General features: G+C 69.7%; 20 protein-coding genes, 1 pseudogene and 1 riboswitch. Of the genes and pseudogenes, 10 read left to right on the top strand and 11 right to left on the bottom strand.

The genetic code is table 11. The features are described 5' to 3' along the window. The first annotated feature begins 249 nt into the window (after positions 1-249). Both ACIBCK_RS10540 and ACIBCK_RS10535 read left to right on the top strand, forming a co-directional pair. Entirely contained in the window at positions 250-441 is a 192-nt protein-coding gene (locus tag ACIBCK_RS10540; protein ID WP_399388715.1) for a hypothetical protein, read from the top strand. Positions 442-1,146: 705 nt separating this feature from the next. Beyond that, positions 1,147-1,301: riboswitch (cyclic di-AMP (ydaO/yuaA leader) on the top strand. Between the two features lie 5 nt (positions 1,302-1,306). Beyond that, positions 1,307-2,032, top strand: coding sequence for a transglycosylase SLT domain-containing protein (locus ACIBCK_RS10535; protein ID WP_399388713.1), 726 nt, complete (start codon positions 1,307-1,309; stop codon positions 2,030-2,032). A gap of 95 nt (positions 2,033-2,127) precedes the next feature. On the opposite strand, the gene ACIBCK_RS10530 is transcribed toward ACIBCK_RS10535, so the two are convergent. The 4 genes from ACIBCK_RS10530 to ACIBCK_RS10515 form a co-directional block, all read right to left on the bottom strand. Beyond that, positions 2,128-2,979 carry a carbohydrate ABC transporter permease gene (locus ACIBCK_RS10530; RefSeq protein WP_399388711.1) on the bottom strand — a complete coding sequence of 284 codons (852 nt, stop codon included), beginning with the start codon at positions 2,977-2,979 and terminating at the stop codon, positions 2,128-2,130. Next, on the bottom strand, positions 2,976-3,929 hold the full coding sequence (locus tag ACIBCK_RS10525; RefSeq protein ID WP_399388709.1) for a carbohydrate ABC transporter permease: 954 nt from the start codon (positions 3,927-3,929) through the stop codon (positions 2,976-2,978). Before ACIBCK_RS10525 ends, ACIBCK_RS10530 begins: the two co-directional genes overlap by 4 nt. Further along, a complete protein-coding gene (locus ACIBCK_RS10520) occupies positions 3,926-5,179 on the bottom strand; it encodes an ABC transporter substrate-binding protein (RefSeq protein ID WP_399388707.1) in 1,254 nt (417 codons plus the stop codon). The genes ACIBCK_RS10525 and ACIBCK_RS10520 overlap by 4 nt, the downstream gene beginning before the upstream one ends. Positions 5,180-5,327: 148 nt before the next feature. After that, positions 5,328-6,575, bottom strand: a complete 1,248-nt coding sequence (locus ACIBCK_RS10515; RefSeq protein WP_399388705.1) for a glycosyltransferase — start codon at positions 6,573-6,575, stop codon at positions 5,328-5,330. Between the two features lie 419 nt (positions 6,576-6,994). On the opposite strand from ACIBCK_RS10515, the gene ACIBCK_RS10510 reads away from it, so the two are divergent. After that, the gene (locus tag ACIBCK_RS10510) at positions 6,995-8,041 is read left to right on the top strand and encodes a YncE family protein (protein WP_399388703.1); all 1,047 of its coding nucleotides are present in this window, start codon (positions 6,995-6,997) and stop codon (positions 8,039-8,041) included. A gap of 214 nt (positions 8,042-8,255) precedes the next feature. Next, positions 8,256-9,956 (top strand): ABC-F family ATP-binding cassette domain-containing protein, encoded by a 1,701-nt coding sequence (locus tag ACIBCK_RS10505; protein WP_399388702.1) that lies wholly within the window; start codon positions 8,256-8,258, stop codon positions 9,954-9,956. A gap of 4 nt (positions 9,957-9,960) precedes the next feature. On the opposite strand, the pseudogene ACIBCK_RS10500 reads toward ACIBCK_RS10505, so the two are convergent. Further along, a pseudogene (locus tag ACIBCK_RS10500) lies at positions 9,961-10,287 on the bottom strand (response regulator transcription factor); the annotation flags it as partial. On the opposite strand from ACIBCK_RS10500, the gene ACIBCK_RS10495 reads away from it, so the two are divergent. Beyond that, positions 10,207-10,896, top strand: coding sequence for an ABC transporter permease (locus tag ACIBCK_RS10495; RefSeq protein ID WP_399388700.1), 690 nt, complete (start codon positions 10,207-10,209; stop codon positions 10,894-10,896). The pseudogene ACIBCK_RS10500 and the gene ACIBCK_RS10495 overlap by 81 nt on opposite strands. Here the strand turns inward: ACIBCK_RS10495 and ACIBCK_RS10490 are convergent. The 3 genes from ACIBCK_RS10490 to ACIBCK_RS10480 all read right to left on the bottom strand — a co-directional run bounded on the left by ACIBCK_RS10490 (position 10,841) and on the right by ACIBCK_RS10480 (position 13,688). Further along, positions 10,841-11,368 carry a hypothetical protein gene (locus ACIBCK_RS10490; RefSeq protein WP_399388698.1) on the bottom strand — a complete coding sequence of 176 codons (528 nt, stop codon included), beginning with the start codon at positions 11,366-11,368 and terminating at the stop codon, positions 10,841-10,843. The genes ACIBCK_RS10495 and ACIBCK_RS10490 overlap by 56 nt on opposite strands. A 218-nt stretch (positions 11,369-11,586) precedes the next feature. Beyond that, positions 11,587-12,699 carry an ABC transporter substrate-binding protein gene (locus tag ACIBCK_RS10485; RefSeq protein ID WP_399388697.1) on the bottom strand — a complete coding sequence of 371 codons (1,113 nt, stop codon included), beginning with the start codon at positions 12,697-12,699 and terminating at the stop codon, positions 11,587-11,589. Between the two features lie 257 nt (positions 12,700-12,956). Further along, positions 12,957-13,688, bottom strand: coding sequence for a haloacid dehalogenase type II (locus tag ACIBCK_RS10480; protein WP_399388695.1), 732 nt, complete (start codon positions 13,686-13,688; stop codon positions 12,957-12,959). 76 nt (positions 13,689-13,764) lie between these two features. Here ACIBCK_RS10480 and ACIBCK_RS10475 point away from each other — a divergent pair, with 76 nt between their 5' ends. After that, positions 13,765-14,304, top strand: coding sequence for a CGNR zinc finger domain-containing protein (locus ACIBCK_RS10475; RefSeq protein WP_399388693.1), 540 nt, complete (start codon positions 13,765-13,767; stop codon positions 14,302-14,304). Between the two features lie 30 nt (positions 14,305-14,334). Continuing rightward, positions 14,335-14,925: a TetR/AcrR family transcriptional regulator gene (locus tag ACIBCK_RS10470; RefSeq protein ID WP_399388691.1), complete on the top strand. Its 591-nt coding sequence runs from the start codon at positions 14,335-14,337 to the stop codon at positions 14,923-14,925. Positions 14,926-14,928: 3 nt separating this feature from the next. Here the strand turns inward: ACIBCK_RS10470 and ACIBCK_RS10465 are convergent, their stop codons facing one another. Beyond that, positions 14,929-16,020: an SMP-30/gluconolactonase/LRE family protein gene (locus tag ACIBCK_RS10465; RefSeq protein ID WP_399388690.1), complete on the bottom strand. Its 1,092-nt coding sequence runs from the start codon at positions 16,018-16,020 to the stop codon at positions 14,929-14,931. A gap of 113 nt (positions 16,021-16,133) precedes the next feature. Next, a complete protein-coding gene (locus ACIBCK_RS10460; RefSeq protein ID WP_399388688.1) occupies positions 16,134-17,231 on the bottom strand; it encodes an SDR family NAD(P)-dependent oxidoreductase in 1,098 nt (365 codons plus the stop codon). A 284-nt stretch (positions 17,232-17,515) separates the two neighbouring features. Between ACIBCK_RS10460 and ACIBCK_RS10455 the strand changes: the two genes are divergently transcribed. The 3 genes from ACIBCK_RS10455 (at position 17,516) to ACIBCK_RS10445 (ending at position 21,424) form a co-directional block, all read left to right on the top strand. After that, positions 17,516-19,336 (top strand): flavin-containing monooxygenase, encoded by a 1,821-nt coding sequence (locus tag ACIBCK_RS10455; RefSeq protein ID WP_399388686.1) that lies wholly within the window; start codon positions 17,516-17,518, stop codon positions 19,334-19,336. Between the two features lie 200 nt (positions 19,337-19,536). Next, the gene (gene proP / locus ACIBCK_RS10450) at positions 19,537-21,084 is read left to right on the top strand and encodes a glycine betaine/L-proline transporter ProP (protein ID WP_399388685.1); all 1,548 of its coding nucleotides are present in this window, start codon (positions 19,537-19,539) and stop codon (positions 21,082-21,084) included. A gap of 67 nt (positions 21,085-21,151) precedes the next feature. Beyond that, on the top strand, positions 21,152-21,424 hold the full coding sequence (locus tag ACIBCK_RS10445) for a hypothetical protein (RefSeq protein ID WP_399388683.1): 273 nt from the start codon (positions 21,152-21,154) through the stop codon (positions 21,422-21,424). A gap of 11 nt (positions 21,425-21,435) precedes the next feature. Here the strand turns inward: ACIBCK_RS10445 and ACIBCK_RS10440 are convergent, their stop codons facing one another. Continuing rightward, positions 21,436-21,936 (bottom strand): carboxymuconolactone decarboxylase family protein, encoded by a 501-nt coding sequence (locus tag ACIBCK_RS10440; protein WP_399388682.1) that lies wholly within the window; start codon positions 21,934-21,936, stop codon positions 21,436-21,438. Between the last annotated feature and the right edge of the window lie 30 nt (positions 21,937-21,966).

Raw genomic sequence — 21,966 nt, 5'->3', positions numbered from 1 at the left:
GAAGCGTCACTCCGAGCCCGTACAGCAACGGGACGTGGGCGGCTTCGGGACGCAACTCGATCCGCGTGCTGCCGAACTCAGGCTCCCCGTAACGCGAATAGGCCCGCAGCACTGAGGTCGTCATCGCCTCAGCTCCCCTGCTCGGAATGGCATTGAGCGAGGGCGCTCAGGGCTTCGGAGGAACCTGCATCACACGCCTGATCATGACCGCCCCAGGCCCACCTCAACCTCACAGATAGGGTCGAGCGCATGACATCCGAACGGCCCCATACGCCGGCCATGGCATTCCTGGACTCCCAGGAGATCACCACGACGGACTGCCGCCGGTGCGGAACCCAGGTGTCGGGCGTCAACGGCCGCTACGCGTGCGGGGTGTGCGGGTGGGTCAACAACTGGACCGAGGGCCACAACGAACTACCCAGCGGAGACAGCGACATCTAGCACCGCGCCCGCTTCCGGCCCCAGGTTTCGTTTACGCCCTCGGACGCAAACCCACAACCGGCCTATTTATTGGACCCGTTGACCGCTCTTGGAGACCACATCGCCTGGCTCAGCGACAACGCCGATAGCGAACTCCTCGAAAGCGGACCACCTCGAACTCCTCGCGCGCGTGCCGCAATCGCCCTCCCTGCAAGTGCCAGATACCGAAAGGGTTTTGTTCTGCCGCGCCATCTCTCGGGCTGACGAGGAAGTCATCCTGGCCCGGGACACCACCTTCATCGACCCCACCGATGAACAAAATGCCCCTTTTGCACAGAACATCACCCACACTCCGTGTCCATCTTGCCCGCATAAATTACCTCTACACACCGTTAATGACGCAAATAAAGCCTGTCCCGTATTGCGCAGCCCTAGCACGAAATGGCGCGATCCAAACCGCGCGCGACTCCCCTCCCACCCCTCTCCCATTCAGTGGAATAGGTCACATCGACCGCCCAGGGTCCGAGGGAGACAGATCGGCGCGCTTTCGTTCTCCGCAAAGAAAGTTGGGGCTATTCGATCATTGGAGGAGCGCGGTCCCTCTCGGCGAGGGCGGGACTCTCGCATTCCCTAATTGAATTCCGCCCTTGTTCCGTCCGGCCTTTCTCGCTTAACGTCACCTCAATCCGGATGGAACGCCGAATCCTGCCGCTGTCCGGAAACCCTTCCCATCAATCACTGACGCTCGGCAGGAGCGGGGGACCCAGGTAAGCCGCCGATCCGCATTGCGGAACGGCTAGGGGTGAAGTCGCACGTGCTGTGCGACCGGACATCTCCCGTCCGAACCCGACAGCTCACCTCGTAGGCGACGGAGAGGAATTTCGTCATGCCTGCAAAGGGTAAGCACCGCCGTCCCAAGTCCAGCTCGCTCAGCCGGGGCTTCGCCGCCGCGGGCACGGGTGGGGCCGTGCTCGTACTCCCGGTTCTCGGCGCGACCGCCGCCACCGCCGCGCCGGCTGACGCGGCCGCGAAGCCCGCCGCCGCCCCGAAGACCTACGTCGTCTCCGCGGGCGACACCCTCTCCAAGATCGTCCGCGAGCACTCGCTGAGCGGCGGCTGGAAGAAGCTGTACCAGGACAACCGTGACGCCCTCGGTGGCAACCCGGCCCTGATCCACCCCGGCCTCAAGCTCACCCTCGGCGAGAAGGCCCCCGCCGAGCGAGCGGACCGCTCCGAGCGCAAGGACGCGTCCGCCGCCGAGCCCGCCTCCGCCCCGGCGAAGAAGGCGTACACGAACGACCTCGACGGGTGGATCAAGGAATCGCTCGACATCATGGCCCAGCGCGGCATCCCCGGCTCGTACGAGGGCATCCACCGCAACATCATGCGCGAGTCCTCCGGCAACCCGCTGGCCACCAACAACTGGGACGTCAACGCTGCCGCAGGCACCCCGTCCAAGGGGCTCCTGCAGGTCATCGCGCCCACGTTCGACGCCTACCACGTGCCCGGCACCTCGCTGGACAGCTTCGACCCGGTCGCCAACATCACCGCCGCGTGCAACTACGCGGCCGACCGGTACGGCTCGATCGACAACGTGAACGGCCCGTACTAGGCCGCACGGCCGCGTATCCGGCCCCTCGCCCTTCTTCCGCTCTGAGCCCCGGCCCGCCAGGTGTCCGGGGCTCAGGCCTGCACGATGCGGTGGTGTCAGTCGTCGATGCCCGAGCGTTCCACCCCCGCCACGATCCACCGCTGGAAGAAGAGAAACACCACGAGCAACGGCACGATCGACACGGCGGCCGCGATGAAGAGTTCGTGCAGTCTGATCACCTGCGATGTGGTGAACGACGACAGAGCCACCTGCACCGTCCACGCGTCACGGTCCTGGCCGATGACCAGCGGCCACAGGAACGAGTTCCACGCGCCGATGAAGACGATCGTGCCCACCGCCGCGAACACCGGCCTGGAGTTGGGCACGACCACCCGCCAGTACGTGCGCCAGTAACCGAGCCCGTCGACACGCGCCGCGTCCTCCAACTCCCGTGGGAATCCGAGGAAGTACTGCCGGAAGATGAAGCACGCGAACGCGGAGAACAGGGTCGGGACGATCAGACCGCGCAGCGTCGACACCCAGCCGAGCGAGGACACCAGGACGAACGTCGGCACGAAGGTGACGGAGGCCGGGACCATCAGGGTGCCGAGGATCGCGTAGAACACCTTGTTCGCGTGGCGGTACGGGATGCGGGCCAGGCCGTAGCCGGCGAGTGAGGCCAGCAGCAGCGTGCCGAGCGTCGTCGCGACCGCGATGAGCGAGGAGTTGAGCAGAGAGCGGGCGAACGGTACCGACGTGTCGTCGAAGAGTTCCTCGATGTTTCCCCACCGCAGTGTGGAGGGGAAGAAGGTCCACTCGGGCGATGTGATGTCGCTCTCGGACGAGAGGCCGTTGCGCACGAGGAGGTAGAAGGGGATCAGGAACAGCAACGCCAGCGCGATGAGCAGCGAGAGCCGCAGCGCGCGTCCCGCCCTGACCCTCGCGTCGTTCCTCGAGTGGTCTCTCATTCCGCCTCCTTCCTGCCGAGCCCGAACCACTTCGCCTGACCTACCGTCACCACCGCGATGATCAGGGCCAGGAGGACGGCGCCCGCGCTGCCGAGGCCGAGGTTCTGCCCCTGTCCCAGCGCCGTGTAGTAGAGGTAGACGAGTGGCGGTCTGGCGTAGGGCGGGTAGCCGCGCGAGTCCGAGAGCAGGTTGTAGAACTCGTCGAACGCCTGGAAGGCGTTGATGACCAGGAGCAGCACCACCGCTACGGACGTGGCCCGCAGCTGCGGGAACGTGATGTGACGGAAGACCTGCCAGCCCGGTCGCGCCCCGTCCACGGCCGCCGCCTCGTAGAGGGTGGGGCTGATGCGCTGGAGCCCGGCGAGGAAGAGCACCATGTAGAAGCCCGCCTGGAGCCAGAGCCGTACGGTGACGATGACGGCCCAGTACCAGGGTGGGTCGGTGGTCGAGAGCCAGGCGATCTGGTCGCCGCCGAACCAGCCGAGGACGGTGTTGGCGAGCCCGAACCGTACGCCGTTGAAGATCGACATCTTCCAGATGAGCGCGGCCACCACGTAGGAGCAGGCGGCGGGCAGGAAGAAGACCGAACGGAAGAACGCCTGGGCGCGGCGCTGCCGGTGGACCATGAGGGCGAGCGCGAGCGAGAGCGCGTAGGTCGCGGGCACGATGAAGAGCGAGAAGACGAGGAAGGTCCACAGGCTGTCGGTGAACGCCTCGTTCCGCAGCATGTCGGTGTAGTTGCCAAGTCCGACGAAGTCGTCCGGGGTGACGGTGTTGTGGGCGTCGAAGAAGCTGAGGTAGACGCTCCAGCCGAGCGGGATGTACGTGAAGACGCCGAGGCCCAGCAGGAAGGGCCCGACGAACACCCAGAACCAGAGGGTGCGGTTCTGGTGGCCCCACAACTTCCTTCGCCCTGTTGCCTTTTGCTCGCGAGGGGCTGCTGTTGTCACGACTTCTTCTTCACCCGGCCGAGCTCGTCGGACACCTTGCGCACGACCTTCTTGAGTTCGCCGTCGGGGCTCGCGCCGTCCTTGATGATGCGGCTCAGGGCGTCCTGGTACGCGCTCCTGCTGGCCGGGGTCCACAGGAGGGGTTCGGCGTGGCCGTGATCCGTGGTGTAGCGGACGGCGTCGGCCGCCGCGCCCTTGCTGAGCTTCTCGGCCTTCTTCGCCAGGGACATGCGGGCCGGGATGTGGAATCCGTACGAGAGGGCGAAGTCCTCCTGCCGGTCGGTGCTGTCGATCCACAGCCACTTGAGGAAGTCCTTGCCGGCCTTCTGGTGCTTGCTGCGGGCGCTGACCGCGGCGGCGTACGCCCCGACCGGCACCGACGGCTTGCCCGCAGGACCGTCCTTCGGGAACGGCAGGACACCGAAGTCGTCGCCCAGTTCCTTCTGCACGGTGGGCAGCGCCCACAGGCCCGACCACTGCATGGCGGTCAGTCCCTGGACGAACGCCGACGGGTCGGACCAGTCGGCGGGCGCGCCCAGGAGCAGCGACTTGTCGGCGTACAACCGGTGGACCTTGCCGAGGGCGCGGGCTGCTGCCGGGTCGTCGAAGCCGACCTTGCCGTCGGCGGTGACGAGTTCGAGGCCTGCCGCGTAGAGGGGCGTGCCGCCCAGGACTCCGGCGCCTCCGTCGTTCCCGAGGAACAGGCCCTTCGTCTTCTTCGACGTGAGCTTCTTCGCGGCGTCCACGAGTTCGTCCAGCGTCTTCGGCGGCTGCACGCCCGCGTCGGCGAGCAGACTCTTGCGGTAGTAGAGCATCTGCATGTCGACGACTTGAGGGATGCCCCAGATCCTGCCGTCGTACGTCTTCGGGGCGAGGACGGCAGGGTTGAAGTCGTCCTTGACGCCGTCGAACAGCTCGGTGAGGTCGGCGACCTGCTTGCCCTGGATCTGGTCGAGGGAGGGGCCGTTGACCTCGAAGACGTCAGGTCCGGAGTCGGTGAGGAGTGCGGCCGCGGTCTGCTCGTCGTAGTTGCCGGGCCGCCACTGGACGGTGACGTTCGCCTTCTTGTAGGCGGCGGCGTACTTCTTGACGGCCTGCTCGGTGCCCTGCTCGCCGTACTGGTGGTACCACTGCGACAGCTTCGGCCCGTTTCCTGAACCACCGTCGTCCCGGCCGGTGTTGGAGCCACATCCGGTGAGCATCCCCAACGCCGCGCCCGCCCCGAGCAGTCCCCTGCGGCTGATGGTCATAGGTCGTCCCCCTGTTCGGTGTACGGCTGATCCCGACGGCCCAACGATCAACCATGCAGCCGGATTACGACAGAGGGACTACGGCCGTGTGTCGGCCTGCGGCAGGGGGGAGGGTGTGCTCGGGCTCGCCCCGGGTCGTTCACCGGGCTCATCGTCGGCCGAGTCGCTCGATCGCGGCGAGGACCTGCCGAGTGCCGTCCTCCCGGGCGAGGATCGTGGCCGTGTCCTGGGCGCGGGCCCGCAGGACGGGGCTGTGGACGGCCGTGGTGATCGCCTGGGAGAGGCGGTCCACGGTCAGGCGTTGGTAGCGCACCGGTCTCGATGAAAGGCCCAGGGTGTGCAGGCGGGTGGCCCAGAAGTTCTGGTCGAGCTGGACGGGGACGGGAACCGAAGGGGTACCGGCGCGCAGTCCGGCCGCGGTGGTGCCGGCGCCCGCGTGGTGGATGACGGCGGCTGTCCTGGGGAACAGCCAGGCGTGCGGGACTTCCTGGACGGTGATCAGGTCGTCGTTCTCGGCGTGCAGGCCGCTCCAGCCGGCCTGGATGATGCCGCGTACCTTCGCGCGGCGCAGGGCGTCGGCGAGCAGGGTGCTCAGCCGCCCGGAGTCGGCGGTGACGAAACCGCCGAAGCCGGCGAACACCGGCGGTGGCCCCGCGTCGAGGAAGTCCACCAGGCGCGGATCAGGCTGCCAGTCGAGGTCGGCCGGGGGCCACCAGTAGCCGCCCACCTCGTGTCCCGCGGGCCAGTCCGTGGGGCGGGGGACGATCCGCGGGCTGAAGCCGTGCAGGACGGTACGCCCGCGCGGCAGGCCGAGCGGACCGCCGAATCGGCGGCGCGGCAGGCCCAGTTCGCGGCGCAGGGCGCTGACCGCGGGGGCGAAGATCGGGTCGCTGCCGAGCCACAGGGCCTGGGCGGCCAGGCGGTTGCCGTGCACCCCGAGGGAGCGGGCGCCGCTGATGAGCGGCGGAAAGGCGCCCGTGGGGTGGACCGGCTGGAGGTAGACCCCGATGCTCGGCAGGTCCAGTGCCTCGCCGAGTGCCGCGCACATGGGGTCGGTGACCGTGGAGCTCAGCACCACATCGGTGCCTTCTCGCACGGCGTCCGCGACGCCGGCCGTCAGCCGGGGCATGAACGCCCGCGCCATGCGCATCAATCGCGCCATGGCGACGGGCGGGCTGACCGCTCTGGCGAGGCCCTGACCGTCCTGCGATGCCAGTTCCTGCCGTGGGTCGACGGGCAGGGGTCTGAAGCCGAGGCCGTGGGCGGTCACCGCCTGCTCGAAGCGCTCATGGGTGGCGAGGGCCACCTCGTGACCCGCCGAGCGCAGTCGCACGCCCAGTCCGGTAAAGGGGGCGACGTCGCCCCAGCTTCCCGCCGTAACGATCAGTACGCGCACCGCGTCAGGATGTCAGACCCCGGGATCGTGCGCCGAGCGCGACGAGTTCGCTCAATGGCGTGTCGGCGCGCGGGAAGCTGGCCCCGTGCCCCGCCCCTCCCCCACTCCCACCCCCTGCCGCCCATGAACGCCGACGCGTTCCCGCTTCGCCGGCGTCCATGGTCGGGCTGCACCGGCCGTGGAGGGGAGCTCGTCGCGGTCGGTACGCCCTACCCCTACCGTCCTCCCCCTACGCAGCCGAAAACAGGCCGATCCTGCGCATTTCCTCTACGCCACAAGGCTCGTGCCCCACGCGCGACGGCAACTCGTCGGAGCCTCCCGTGTATTCCGGGCGGGCTGTCTGGACGCCAGGCTCCCTCGCCGATCACGATGGCGGGCAGGCGAGCAAGCAGGTTGGCGAGAGATCGGGGTGCGGGACTGTGGCGACGCGTCGGACAGTGATCAAGGCGATGGGTGCGGGGACGCTGGCGAGCGGGCTGTCCACACCCGCGTCAGCAGCTTCCCGGGTGGCGGAAGCCGACGTACTGCTGGTGGTGGAGAAGAGCAGCCACGCGGTGAGCTTCTACGACGTCGAGTCGGGCAAGCGCCTGCGGACCGTCCAACTCCCCGACTATCCCCACGAGATGGTCGTCGACTCGCGCAGACGATTCGCCTACGTCGGGCACTACGGCGTACGCATGTCCTCCACCGTCGGCGAGGGCGGCTCCGCTGTCTTCGTCATCGACCTCGCCGAGCGGTCCCTGGCCCGCACGATCGACACCCGGCCCTTCAATCGCATCCACGGGATGGGCATCGACCGCCTCGACCGGCTGTACGCGCTGAGTGAGGAGAAGGCGGTGCTGCTCGGGTTCGACGATCCGGCCACCGACCTCGCGCCGACCAGGGCAGTACCCACCCACGGGGTGAAGACCCACTTGTTCACGCTCAGCCGTGACGGCGAACGAGCCTATGTCACTGGGCTGTTGTCCCACACGGTGAGTCTCGTGCGCCCGCACGACGCCTCCGTCCCGCCTGTCCTCGTCACCCCCGGCCAGCTGCCCGAGAGCAGCTGTCTGAGCCGGGACGAGAAGACGCTCTTCGTCGGGGCTCGCAAGAGTTCCGCACTGGTCGCCCTGGACGCCCGCACCATGAAGGTGCGGCGGACAAGGAAGACGGGCGGAGACCCGCTGCGGGTCTACACGCTCGATGACGAACGGCTGTTGGTGACGGACATCGTCGCCAACACCCTCTCCGTATGGGGCACCGACCTGCGGCGCATCCGTTCCCTTCACCTCGACGGGACCCCGTCGGCGGTGACCCTCCATCCGGGCAAGGCACGGGCGTACGTATCCCTCCTGGGCACCGATCGGATCGCCGTCGTCGACCTGGACCGTTTCACCGTCGTCGGCGGCTTCGCCACCCGGTCGGAACCGGACTCCGCGGTGCTGTTGCCCGCTGCCTCCGGCCAGGATGTGCGCGCCGGGTGACCGCGTCCGCTGCCCCCGCGCAGGCGAAAACGCCTTCTGCCGCTCCGGCCACTCCTGCTAGCCTGATCGTTATGGCACGAGGTATCTGGTCGCAGAAGGTCCGCTCCGCCCGCTGACGGCGGCGCCTTCTCCCTGTTGAATTCGCCGCCGTTCCGGTTCCCGCCGGGCGGCCGCTTCTTGCTGCCCGGCTCCACTGCGAGCTGCGGAGCATCCGTTGAACCCCACTCCCACCCCCGAAGCCATGTCCCTGCCCGTCGACGCGGGCGGCAGTGCGCACGTCCGCGCCCAGGGGCTCATCGTCACCCGCGGGTCCCGACGGGTCCTGAACGACGTCTCGGTCACGCTCTCCGCCCGGTCACGTATCGCCGTCGTGGGCGAGAACGGCCGGGGCAAGACGACGCTGCTGCATGTCCTGGCCGGCCTGCTCACGCCCGATGAGGGTGCCGTGCACCGGGCCGGGACGATCGGCCTGGCCCGGCAGGAGCTGTCCGCGGGCGACGGGGAAACAGTCGGAACCCTGACGTCCCAGGCGCTGGCCGCTTCGCTCGCTGCCCTCGCCGCACTGGACGAGGCGACCCTCGCCATGGCCGAGGGCGATGTCGCCGCCGACGACCGCTATGCCGCCGCGCTCGACGCCGCCACCCGGCTCGACGCGTGGGACGCCGAACGCCGCGTCGATGTCGCCCTGGAGGCGCTCGGCGCCTGCACCGACCGCGAGCGCCCCTTGTCGACACTGTCGGTCGGGCAGCGCTATCGCGTACGCCTCGCGTGTCTGCTCGGCGCGCGGCACGACATCCTGCTGCTCGACGAGCCGACCAACCACCTCGACGCCGGTGGGCTCGATTTCCTCACCCGCAGGCTGCGCGAGCACGACGGCGGCCTCGCCGTCGTCAGCCACGACCGGGCACTGCTGCGGGACGTCGCGAACCGTTTCCTGGACCTCGACCCGTCCCGCGACGGGAAACCGCGCCTGTACGCGGGTGGCTATGACGCCTGGCAGGGCGCCCGGCGCCGGGAGCGGGAACGCTGGGAGCAGGACCACGAGGAGCAGCAGGCCGAGCACCGGCGGCTGCAGGACTCCGTGTCGGCGGCCCGCGACCGGCTCTCCACCGGCTGGCGGCCGGACAAGGGCACCGGCAAGCATCAACGCCAGTCCCGCGCCCCCGGCGTCGTACAGGCCCTGAAGCGTCAGCAGGATGCCCTGGAGGCGCACCGGATCGACGTGCCTCAGCCGCCGCCCATGCTGCGGTGGCCGGACCTGGGTGTCCGGCCGGGCGCGCCACAGCTGCGGGCGCACGGCGTCGCGGTCGACGGGCGTCTCGGCGGTCTGGTCGACCTCACTCTCGACGGCGGCGACCGGCTCCTGGTCACCGGGCCCAACGGCGCCGGGAAGTCCACGCTGCTCGCGGTGCTTTCCGGCTTCCTCCAGCCCACGCACGGGCAAGTCCGGACGGCGAAGGGTGCCCGTATCGTCCAGGTCACGCAGGAGACCGCTCAGCAGGACCCCGGCCTCACCGCCCGCGAGGTGCACGCCCGGCACGTGGGGCGGCTGGTGGCCGGCGGGGTGATCCGTGACGCCGAAGCCGTACCGCTCGGGGCGCTCGGGCTGCTGGACTCCGACGCGCTGCGCACGCCTGTGGAGCGGATGTCGCAGGGGCAGCAGCGGCGTCTGGACCTGGCACTCGCACTGGCCGGGCGGCCCGGCCTGATCCTGCTCGACGAGCCGACCAACCACCTGTCGTCCACGCTGGTCGACGAGTTGACCGAGGCGCTGCGCGAAACGAGCGCCGCCGTCGTCGTCGCGACGCACGACCGACAGCTTCTGCGGGACCTCGCGCACTGGCCACGTCTCGAAGTGGGAGGAGGCGGCGTAATCGGCGGAACCTCGGTGAGCGAGTCCGGTCCAGTGCGCTGAGCGTCTACAGCCAGTCGTGTTCCCGCGCGTAGCGCGCCGCTTCGTGCCGGGTTCGTGTCTGGGTCTTCTGCATGGCGTTCGACAGGTAGTTGCGTACGGTGCCCTGCGCCAGGCTCAGGCGGATGGCGATGTCGGCGACGGAGTACCCCTCGCCCGTCACGCGAAGGACGTCGATCTCGCGGTCGGTGAGGGGGCAGTCGTCGACGACGGCGAGCGCGGAGACGTCGGGGTCGATCCACCGCCTGCCCTCGTGCAGCGTGTTGATGACCTCCGTGATGTGCGCGGGCTCCGCCGACTTGCTGACGAAGCCCTGGACGCCGAGTTTCAGGGCGAAACCTTCGCGGACCTGCGCAGCCTCGGATACATCGCGGTGGTGGTGATGTGCACCGTGGCCGCCTTCGGTCTCTACGCCACCACGGTGACCACGCTGGCATCGCGCCGCCAGACCCTCTTCCTCAAGCGGCTGCGGTCCACCCTGGCAGCCGACGCCGGCATTCTCGCCGGCCTCGTGCTCCCGGTCACCGTCCTCGCGCTGATCCAGGTGACCGCGATCCTCGCCGTGCTGGCAGCGGTCGCCGGCGAGCCGGGCAACGTACTCCTCCTGGCGGCGGCGGTCCTCTCCACAGTGATCATGATGCTCGGCCTGGGACTGGCCACGGCGGGGCTGACCAACTCCCCCGAGCACGCCCAGGTGACCACGCTGCCCGTCAGCCTCGGCGCCATGGCCGTCACGAACTGGGTGGCCATCACCGGCACCGAGGAGCTGACCCTGCTCAAGCGGCTGTTGCCGGGCGGCTCGGCCACCGAACTCGTCCTGAACGCCTGGAACGGCGGCGTTCCCGTGGCCGAGTCCCTGCCCCTGCTGCTGCCCACGCTGGGGTGGGTCATCCTCTCGGTGGCGCTGGCCTCGCGCCTGTTCCGGTGGGAACCGCGCCGGTGACACCGCCGGTGACACCCTTTCGCGCCCGGTACTCGTCCAGAATCCCCACCGCGATCAGCAGGAGCACCGACGCCAGGGCGAAGCCGACGGCCAGGCCATTGAGCAAGCCGTAGGGCCCGTCGGACTCGACAACGCGACCGCTCTCCAGCAGACAGTCGAAGCCCAGCGGGAAGTACGACGGTTCGTGCCCGGCGAGCTGGTCGAGTGTGCCGGGCGGGAGGGCACGGCAGGGAGCGGCGGGCGAGGACCCCGCGCCGGACTCGGCTTCGCTCGCGTCCAACTGGACCAGGCCGATGCCGTACAGGTACACGATGACGGCTGCGGCGGCCCCCATGCCCCCGCCCCGCAGCAGCAGGTCCCTGCGCCAGTCAGGTCGGCGTCCGGGAAGGACGACCGATATCAGCTTCACCACGACCGCGACGGCCCAGAGCGGTACGGCGAACATGGCGCCGTACATCAGGAGAATGAGCATGTGGCAGCTGCCTTTCGGGCGTTACCCGGCTCCGTCGACCGTCCTCCGGCCCCGTCACCGATGTGGTTGTCCTGCGCCTGACGGCACGCTGTGCGTCCGCGTCCCCCCACGGTCACGCGTCAGACATGACCTCGTCCACTGTCCGCTCCCCATTCCCGGACGGTGAGCAGTGCGGCGGCCAACTGGCCGCGCATGCATGGCGGTTAGCGCATTGCTGCTCAGTCTGCGTGCAGGATTCGGAAGCGGTCGGGCTCCGCCGGGTCTCGGTCGACGACCTGGATCGGTGTCCTGGCCCACTGCCACACGCTGATGCCCGGCACGCGGGAGAACTCGATCCGCCCCCGGGTGCCTTCGACTGCGACGCACGGCCAGGATTCGGCGATGCGCGCCCGTTCCGTGCCGTGGGAGCGCAGAGCTTCGGCGAGGACGACGATCGTGTCGTAACCCTCGTAGGCGACGAAGGAGGGTGGTGCGCCGAGCCGTTCGCGGAGGGTCGTCTCGACGCGTGCCCCGAGCGGGCTGAAGCTCTTGGGCAGGTAGCGCAGGAACGGGACCGCGGCGCCGTCGTCGCCCAGCAGCTTCGCCCACTCCGCGAGCTCCGGTTGTCCGGCCGGAGCCCCGATCAGGATTTCGGTGAGGCGCGGGTCGTGGCGTACGGACTTGACGATCGGCACGGCCGGTTCGGGGTGGCCGACCAGCAGGAGGAGTGCCGTCGCGCCACTGTCGGCGAGTTCGTCGCACATGGCCTCGGGAGTGAGCGCGTTCATGTCGAGTTCGACGAGGGTGCCGCCGCGTGGAGCGAGGTGGTCCCGCAGGATGCGGGTGCCTGCTGCCCAGTAGACGCTCGGCTGGGCTGCCACGGCGATTCGACTGTGGCCCGCGCCGAGAAGGAAGTCCGCGTAGACCTGCCAGCCGCGTGACTGCGGCGGAGGGAGGCGCGCGACCCACTGCGTCGGCTGTTCGGTGAGCGCGTCGAGAACGGCCGACGAGCAGAGGAACGGCAGGCCGAGGGCGTCGGCCCGGCCGGCGGCGGCGCGAGCGACGACGCTGTGGTACTCCCCCACCACGGCGGCCACGCCCAGACCGGCGAGTTCGTCCACGGCCGCCGCGGCCCTCTGCGGGTCAGCCGCGGTGTCCCGGACCACCAGCTCGAGTGGCCTTCCGCCGATCCCACCGGCGTCATTGACCTCACGAGCGGCCAACTCCAGTCCGGCGAGCAAATGCTGGCCCGCCTCGACCCAGCCGGGCCGAGTGAGCGGAACGAGAGCACCGACCTGAACGGTTGATCCGCCGGTCCGCTCCGCTCCAGATATCGATGGTGGCGTAGTCATGCGTGGGTATCTCCTGCCTGACCTTGGATGATCATGCGGACCATTGCATCCACCACCATCGCCGGGAAGCAATTGATTTCCGTCGACCAGTGAACATGAGAGTGAACGTAAAGCTGAGGTTGAGGTTGAAGCTGAGGCTGACGTCGAGACATACGCGGTGGATCACGGTGGATCACTCGATGTGACCATCCGTCACCACCCCGGAGCGCGACACCCAACATGCACCCGGCCCCATCCGAGATGGCTCTGCGCCTCGACTACGCCGCCTGCAACACTCCCGCCAGCTCATCCAGGCTCTCCACCCTCCAGTCGAAGCTGTCCGTACTCCTCGGCGAGTCCCCTGCCGGCCGCTGGACATAAGCCGTTCGCAATCCCACCGCCTGGGCTCCCCGCAGATCCCACGCGTGCGCGGCGACCATCAACACCCGCTCAGGCGGGCACCCAGCCGCCTCGACCGCGAGGCGGTAGACCTCCGGCGCGGGCTTGTAGGCACGCACCTCCTCGCCGGACAGCACCAGATGCCAGCGCAACCCCGCGTACGCGTTCAGCCGCAGCAGCGCACCGCGGCCGGCGTGAGACAACCCCAGTACGGGGAAGCGCTCCGCAAGGCGAGCCAGCCCGGCAACGGAATCTCCCCAAGGACCCAGGCGCTGCGATGCCTCGGCCAGCCGCTCGATGGACAGCGGATCACTCAGACCGGCGCAGACCGCCACGCGCTCGGCCGCTTCCCGGTCGATGACCTCGCTGTTCGCGTACGCCCGTTGCCCCTCCCCTATGCGCCGCTGTTCACGCTCGACGTGGCTCTGCCAGACCTCCAGCAGACGCTCCACTGTCATCTCGGCGGGCGGCCGGGCGCCGGGCGCGGACACCGCTTCCGCCAGCGCCGCGCGCAGTCCGCCGGACTCGTCGACCATCGTCCCCAGCACGTCGAAGACGACCACTTCGACCGTGGGCTCGGCCTCGACCTCGACATCGGCCGTCCTGGACATTCGCTCTCCCGTCGCATCACCGGTTCAACCGGTGACGAGTGTTGCCGCTCGACTCGTCACCGGTCAAGATGGTGACGTGCACTTCGCCTTCGTGAGCGGCAACCCCGCCCTGGACCTGGTCGCCACCGTGGAATCCCGCCGCGATCGGCCCCACGAGCTCCTGGCCACCCCCGCCGACCTCGAACAGTGGGTCACGGCCTGCGAGGAACTCCCCGATCACGTCACCGCCGACAGCGCGGCGCTTGTCCGCGCTCATCAACTTCGCGAGGCCGTCCACCGGCTCGCCCTCGACCGCATACAAGGCCGTAGCTACGAGGCGGCCTGCCTGGACGTCCTCAACGACGCCGCCGCCGGGCCGCCCCCCGTTCTCCACCTCAGCGACGCGGGCGTCCGCCGGACGGGAGATCTCACTTCAGCGCTGGCCCACGTCGCCCGCCGTGCGATCACCCTGCTCGCCGACCCTGATGCCTGCCTCAAGGAATGCGGCCGACCGAGCTGCACCCGGCTGTACCTCGACCGCTCGCGCGGCACGCGTCGCACCTGGTGCGGCATGCAGGCCTGCGGCAACCGCGTGAAGGCCGCCGCCTACCGAGCCCGCAAGCACGCTGCTCCGTGACCCGCAGAGCGCTCGTACTACCCTTCGAGCGTGACGAACCCAACCGCCCCCCGAGGCCCGCGCCCGGCCAACCAGGGGCGGCGGGTCGCGGCGCGCAATCGCGCCGCCCTCATCGCGGCCGCCCGTGAAGTCTTCGCCGAACAAGGCCTCGACGCGCCGCTGTCGACCGTCGCGCGCCGGGCCGGGGTGGGGCAGGGCAGCCTCTACCGGCACTTCGCCGACCGGGTCGCGCTGGCCTCCGCCGTCCTCGACGAGAACGTCCGGCAGATCGAGCAGGCAGCCGACGAACCCGACGCGAGCCTGGCGAGCGTCCTGGGCGTGGTCACCTGGCATCTGACCCGATCGACCGCGTTCGTCGACCTGTTGCGCATCCGCGGGGCGCGGGGCGACGGCGAACAGGCCAGGGCGCTGGCGGCGCGGGTCCACAGCGTCCTCTCCCGGTGCCTGCCCGTGGGCCATCGGCTGACCGCCGACGACGCCATGCTCGCTGTCGCGATGGTCTCCGGCGCCGTCACCGGCCCCACCCCGGCCGAGCGGGAGCACCGCGCTCTGGCGGCCTGGCGCCTGCTCGGCGTCGAGGTGGGGCCGATGCGGTCCGTCGAGACCGCCGTGGCCGTGTGACCGTCAGCCGCCGTTGAACTGGCGAATGCCCTCGCCGAGTGCGGTGAACCGGAAGACGTACCCGCCGTCCGGACCGCTGACGGTCATGTAGGCCTTCGTGCCGCCCGGCGTGATGGCGACATTGGTCGCCGACTCAAGCCCCTTCGCGGCCTTGGCGGCCTTGGCGGCCTTGGCGGGCACTTCGACGGTGGCAAGCCGTGCGCCGTCGCGGCTGTAGACGGCCATGGCCGGTCGGCCGTGCAGCGCCTGGTAGAGGTTGCCGTCGGCATCCACGGCTATGGAGTCAGTCTGGGCCACGCCCGCGTCGACGTGAATGGCCTCGTGCTGGGAGGTCACGGTGGTCTTGGCGGCGTCGAGCAGCAGGTAGGAGACGCTGTTCTCGGCGAGTTCGCTGATCCACAAGCCACGCAGCTCGGGGTCGAACATCACCCCGTTGGGGTGGGCGAGCCCGTCGGCCAGGACCGTGGTCCTTCCGCCGTCCCGGTCGATGCGCACGATGCGGCCCTCCGCCTTGCCCGGCTTCATGCCGTGCAGGTCGCTGACGTAGAGGTTGCCCTCGTCGTCGAAGGCGATGTCGTCGAGGTTCATCGTGGAGCCGTCGACCTCGCCGGAGAAGAACGTGCGCGGGTCCGAGCCGTCCGGCTCGATGCTGACGACGGATCCGGTGTAGTCGGTGAGGTAGAGGCGTCCGTCGTACGGGCTGATCTGCGCCGAGGTGTAGGCACCGGTCTTGTCGGTGTAGACGCCTCGGTGCTTTCCGGTGGTCAGGTCGACGGAGAGGACCTTGGGTTCGCCGGGCGGCGCGGTGACGTCCACGACGTACAGGTCGCCGTCCTCGTCCAGGACCGGCCCCTCCAGCAGGGTCCTTCCGGTGGCCTCGTGCGGGTTGGTCACGTGCGCGACCTCAGTGGCGCGGATGGTCCTGCCCTCGCTCGAGGGTGCGGGGCGCGAGGCCGGGGAGGCTGTGGTCTGGGTGGCGGAGGTTTGCGTGGCCGAGGTTTGCGTGCCGCATCCGGCCAGGGCCAGCAGGCCACTTGCGACCAGAGCCGCCAGGACGGCGCGGGGGTGGCGGTGGGATGTTCGGGAGGCGGTCATGTGGTGGGGGTGTCACCTTCCTGTCGTCCGGGCTGCCGTCCGGACGTGTGGCGATGGGACGGGATGCGTCGGGCCGGGCGGGAGAGGGATGGCCCGGGGCGGCGGTGGGTGGGTCAGGCGGCCGACCAGCCGCCGTCGGAGGGCAGGATGGCGCCGTTGATGTTCACCGCGTCCCTGCTGAGCAGGAACGTGATCGAGGCCGCCAGTTCCTCGGCCACCGCGAGCCGTGGGATCGCCACGCGCATCTTCGCCGTACGGGACGAGCCGTACGGCGCGGCTGCAGGCATCGTGATCCCGGTGGCGACCGCGCCGGGGGCAACGGCGTTGACCTGTACGCCTGTTCCCGCGTACTGGTAGGCCGACGACACCGTCAGGCCGACCAGCGCGTGTTTCGACGTCGTGTAGGCGGCACCGGCCGCCGAGCCGCGCAGGGCCGCCTCGGAGACGATGTTGACGATCCGGCCGCCGCCCGCGGCGAGCATCCCGGGCACGACGGCGCGCATCAGGCGCATCGGTCCTTCGACGTTGATGCGCAGGACGCGTTCCCAGGTCGTGTCGTCGACCTCGTGCACTGCGGCGTCGTCGTCCATCACACCGGCGACGTTCGCCAGGGCGTCCACGCGGCCGGCCGCCGCGGCCAGGATCGCGTCGGCGGACTCCGGTTCGGTGATGTCCGCGGTGACGGGTACGAGCGCCTCGCCGAGGCCGGAGGCCAGCTCCGCGAGGCCATCGGCGGAGATGTCGACGGCGACGACGCGGCCGCCCTCGCGCACGATGCGGGAGGCGACGGCCCTGCCGATGCCGTACGCGGCTCCGGTGACGACGACGCTCTGCCCGCCGAAGCGGCCGGGCGTGACCTGCTCGGTCCACGGATCGGGGGTGGCTATCTCGACGCCGGGTTCGGACTTCCCGGCGCCGACGGCAGGGGCGGTACCGGACGCGGTGGCGGTCCCGGGCGTCGGCGCCGTCGCCGCCGTCGGCACGCCGTCGGGGATCTGCCCGGTCGCGGCTGCGGCGACCAACGCGTCCACCAGCTCCGGAGGGAACTTCCCGCCGGACAACTGCACCAGTTGCTCCAGCGGCAGGCCGAGGGCGAGGGCGAGAGCATCCTCGCTCTGGCCCTGGGAGGTGAGGAAACCACGCAGGACCCGTCCGGCGGTGGGTTGCGCCAGCCAGTCCCGCAGCGGGGAGGCGGGGGTGATGTTCGACATCGCGGGCCTTTCGAGTCGTAGTCCGGTCGTGGTCGTGGCCTGGTCGTGCCGTCGTCGAGTCGTCGCGTCGTCGTCGCGTCGCGGGGGTCAAGTCGTGGCGCTGGGACGGGCCGTGGGTGGACAAGGGTGGACCGACCCCAACCGGACAACACTGTCCGGTTCTTGGGTTACGGTACCTGTGACCGCTCGGGGCGCCCCGGCGAGGGCACCGATCACGCCCGCGCGGCGCCCGACGCACCTCCCCCCACAAGGCCCCCCACGAGCTTCACGAGAGGACCCGCACCATGCCCCTGCCGCATTGCGCCACTCACCCCACCCCGCAGGAGATCGTCGCCCTCCGCGAGCGCTACCGCTTCGAGCGCGAGCGTCGCGTACGCCCCGAGGGCGCAAGCCAATACCGGCCCGCGGAGGCGGAGTTCGGCTACTTCGCCGCCGACCCGTACACCGGCGAGGTGGCGCAGCGCGAGCCGCTGCGCGACACGGTGGACGTCGCCGTCGTGGGCGGCGGGTTCGGCGGGATCCTGGCAGGCGCGCGCCTGCGCCGGCAGGGTGTGGCGAAGGTGCGTGTCGTCGAGCAGGGCGGCGACTTCGGCGGTACGTGGTACTGGAACCGCTACCCCGGCATCCACTGTGACGTCGAGTCGCACGTCTATTTGCCGCTCCTGGACGAGACCGGCTACGTACCCGAGTGGAAGTACGCCCCGGGCGAGGAGATCCGCCGGCACGCGGTGCGCGTGGCCGAGCAGTTCGGGCTGTACGAGCACGCCCTGTTCTCCACGGCCGTCACCTCACTGACCTGGGATGAGATGGCGGAGCAGTGGGTGGTCGCCACGGATCGGGGTGACGAGTTCCGGGCCACCTACGTCATCACCGCGACCGGCACGCTCTCGGAACCGAAACTCCCCGGCATCCCCGGCATCGAGGACTACCGGGGCCACACCTTCCACACCTCGCGCTGGGACTACGCGTACACCGGCGGCAGTCCCGAAGGAGGCATGACGGGCCTGGCGGGCAAGCGCGTCGGTGTCGTCGGCACCGGAGCCACCGGCGTGCAGGCCATCCCGATGCTGGCCGAGGACGCCGGCCACCTGTACGTCTTCCAGCGCACCCCCTCGGCCGTGGACGTGCGCGGTCAGCGGCGCATGACACCGCGACAGGTCGGCGCGGACCGGGCGGGCTGGGCTGCCGAGCGCCGCGAGAATTTCCTGCGCATCTGCTCCGGAGAAGACGCCGAACAGGATTTGGTCGCCGATCGCTGGACGGAGTCGGCCGGGCTGCTCGAAAAGCTCCTGCCGAGCTTCCGACGCCATGGCGAGCCGGACTTCGAGGCCGCCTACGAGGTCGCCGACCACGCCACGATGAACCAGATCCGTGCCCGCGTGGCCGCCGAAGTCACCGATGCCGCGACCGCCGCGACCCTCACGCCCTGGTACCGGTACGCGTGCAAGCGCCCCACGTTCTCCGACAAGTACCTGCCCGCCTTCAACCGGGACAACGTCACCCTCGTGGACACGGCCGACACCCATGGGATAGAGCGCATGACCGAGCGCGGTGTCGTCGTGGGCGGAGTGGAGTACGAGGTCGACTGCCTGGTGTTCGCCACCGGATTCTCCGTCGGCCTTTCCGGGGTCACCTCCGGAAAGCTGCCCGTGACCGGCCGCGACGGAATCCAGCTCCTGGACACGCTGAGGCAGCGAGGACCGCGCACTTTGCACGGTTTCACCAGCAACGGATTCCCGAACCTGATCCGGATGGGATCACTGCAGAACGCCAGCAGCGTGAACTTCACGCACATCCTGGACGAGCAGGCCGTGCACGCCGCGGCCCTTGTCGCCGCCGCGGAGGAGGAAGGCGCCCTCGTGGAGCCCTCCCCCGCAGCTGAGGACGCGTGGATCGACGTGTGCGCGCAGGGCGCCCCCGACCACGCGTGGTTCCACGCCGAGTGCACCCCCGGCTATTACAACGGTGAGGGACGCGGCCGCCCGAACGGCCCCACGGCCTACCCGCACGGCGCGGTGGCCTTCCATGAGCTGCTCCGCCGCTGGCGCGAGGAGAACATGGGCGAGGCTCTTCGGGGCCGGACCCGGGCTGCCACCTGTGCCTGATTCTGCTAATTCTCCGCGTTCGCCGGTCTTCTCTGCGTTTGCCGGTCTCTCCTGATCAGCCTAATTTTGCGGCGACACAGCTTTTTCTCAGGCAAGAGGAGAAAAGCTCCATGGTGAAAGGCCTTCCGCACAGAACGCCCCGGCGCCCCCGGAGGCAGGAGGCGGAATCGACGCGCGCGTCGCGGTCGGAGACCGACCGGATGGCGCGCACCCTGCTGCGCCGCCGCAAGAAGACGCTCAGCGCCGAGGACGTGATGGTCTCGGATCGCCCCAAGGTGCGGCGCGCGGTGACGGCCGCCGCACTCGGGAACACCATGGAGTGGTTCGACTTCGGCGTCTACGCCTATTTGGCGGGCACCATCGGAAAGGTCTTCTTTCCTTCCAGCTCGCCCGGCGCCCAGGTCGTCGCCACCTTTGCCACCTTCGCCGCCGCCTTTCTCGTCCGACCGCTGGGCGGGCTCGTGTTCGGGCCGCTCGGTGACCGCATCGGACGGCAGAAGGTGCTCGCCGCCACCATGATCATGATGGCGGCGAGCACGTTCGCCGTCGGCCTCCTGCCCTCGTACGCATCCATCGGGTTCGCCGCCCCGCTGCTGCTCCTCGTCTGCCGCCTGGTGCAGGGTTTCTCCACGGGCGGCGAGTACGCCGGTGCCACCACGTACATCGCCGAGTACGCCCCCGATCAGCGGCGCGGATTTTTGGGCAGCTGGCTCGACTTCGGCACCTTCGTGGGCTACTCGCTGGGCTCGGGACTGGTGACGGTCCTGACGCTCACCCTCGGGACGGACGGCCTGGAGAGCTGGGGCTGGCGCATCCCCTTCTTCATCGCCGGCCCGCTCGGGCTCATCGGCCTGTACATGCGGCTGAAGCTGGAGGAGACGCCCGCGTTCCAGCAGGAGGCCGCCTCTGCCGCGGCGGAGCGGGAGACGGGGCTCGAGAGCGGCGAGGACGATCCCGTCGAGCAGGCTCGTCAGTCCGGCAAGGGACGGCTCAAGGAGATCTTCACCCGCCACTGGCAGGCGGTGCTGATCTGTATGGGTCTGGTGCTGCTCTACAACGTCACGAACTACATGGTGACGTCCTATCTCCCCACGTTCATGACGGTGACCTTGGGCGAGAGCGACACGACGGCCCAGTTGCTGGTGCTCGGCACCATGCTGCTCGTCGCTCTCGCCATCACCACAGTGGGCCGCAGTTCCGACCGGTGGGGCAGACGCCCGATGTTCATGGGCGGCAGCATCGCGCTGATCGCTCTCGCCATCCCGGCGTTTCTGTTGATCAGGGAGGGCGGCATCCTCCTGCCCGCGTTCGGCTGTGCCATCCTCGGCCTGCTGCTGGTCTGCTTCGCCGGGACGGCGGCGGCGACCCTGCCTGCGCTGTTCCCCACGCGTCTGCGGTACGGCGCGCTGTCGATCGCCTACAACATCTCTGTCTCCCTCTTCGGCGGCACCACCCCCTTGCTCGCTTCCTTCCTGGTCGAGAAGACCGGCAACACCCTGGTGCCGGCCTTCTACTTGATGGTGGCCGGAGCGATCGGCCTGGTCTCGACGTTCTTCCTGCACGAGACGGCAGGCCGGCCACTGCGTGGCTCCGGCCCCATGGTCGAGACGCACGACGAGGCCCGCGAGATGGTGGCGCGCAGCCGCTCGGAGGCGGGGCGGCACGCACGCGACGTGTGGCTGCGGTTGTGGCATCCACGCGGCGGCGGCCGCGGCGACTCCAGCAAAGCCCGCAAGCGCAAAGACTGACGCGCGGCCTTTCGGCGTGCGGCACGGGGGGTGGTTCGCTCAACGGGTCGGGGGCATTCGGTGACGTATGACGACTCATGACGAGCATCACGACTCGCCCGGCCTCGGCAAGATGGAACGAGGCACTCCGCAACGCCTCGCGGCGCGCAACCAGATGTGGACGCTGGCGTGGACCGCCCTGTGCGTCCTGCTCGCCATCTGGTCGCTGGCCTGGGGCGTCGGCACGGCCAGGGGCAGCACCAACGCGTGGGTGTACTGCCTCGCCGGCCTCGTACTGCTCGGCTGCGCGCTGTGGGCCCGCCGCTCGGCCATCCGCAACAATCCGCCACGCCACCTGTGACGCCGTGACCGTCACTCGCTCTCGACCGTCACCTCGAAGGTGTTGAGGAAGTCGCAGATGAGCTGGTAGAAGCCCACGGTGATGACGAGGTCCGCGAGCTGGTTCACGGTCAGGAACGCCAGCAGCTCCTCACGCGTGGCCTCGTCGAGGGTGTGCCGGGCGAGCAGCCGGTCCGTTGCCGTCAGAACGGCGGCTTCGGGGCCGGAGAGCTCCCCGGCCGAGCCGGTCTCGGCGGCAGTGAGCGCCTTCTCCCCCAGCCCTACGGCGCGAGCGGCCCTCTCGTGGTGGTACACCTCGTAGCCCGCTCCGTGGACATGACCGACCCGCACGATGGCGAGTTCGCGCAACGTGTCCGGCAACGAGTTCCGCTGCAGGACGGCGTCGCCGAGCGTCAGCACGCCCGGCGCCAAGGACGGTGAGTGCATCAGCATCCGGAAGACGTTGAGCGACCCGTACGCGGTCACGGTCTCCTGTAGCTCCAGGGGCAGTGCTGAGAGATCCGGGTACTCCATGTCGGCTCCGTTCGAGGGGGGCGAGGGTCG

The sequence above is a fragment of the Streptomyces sp. NPDC051218 genome (assembly GCF_044455475.1).
In the GTDB taxonomy this organism is placed as follows: Bacteria; Actinomycetota; Actinomycetes; order Streptomycetales; family Streptomycetaceae; genus Streptomyces.
The sequence above is the reverse complement of the archived record's forward strand: the minus strand, read 5'-3'. Positions and strand labels throughout refer to the sequence as shown.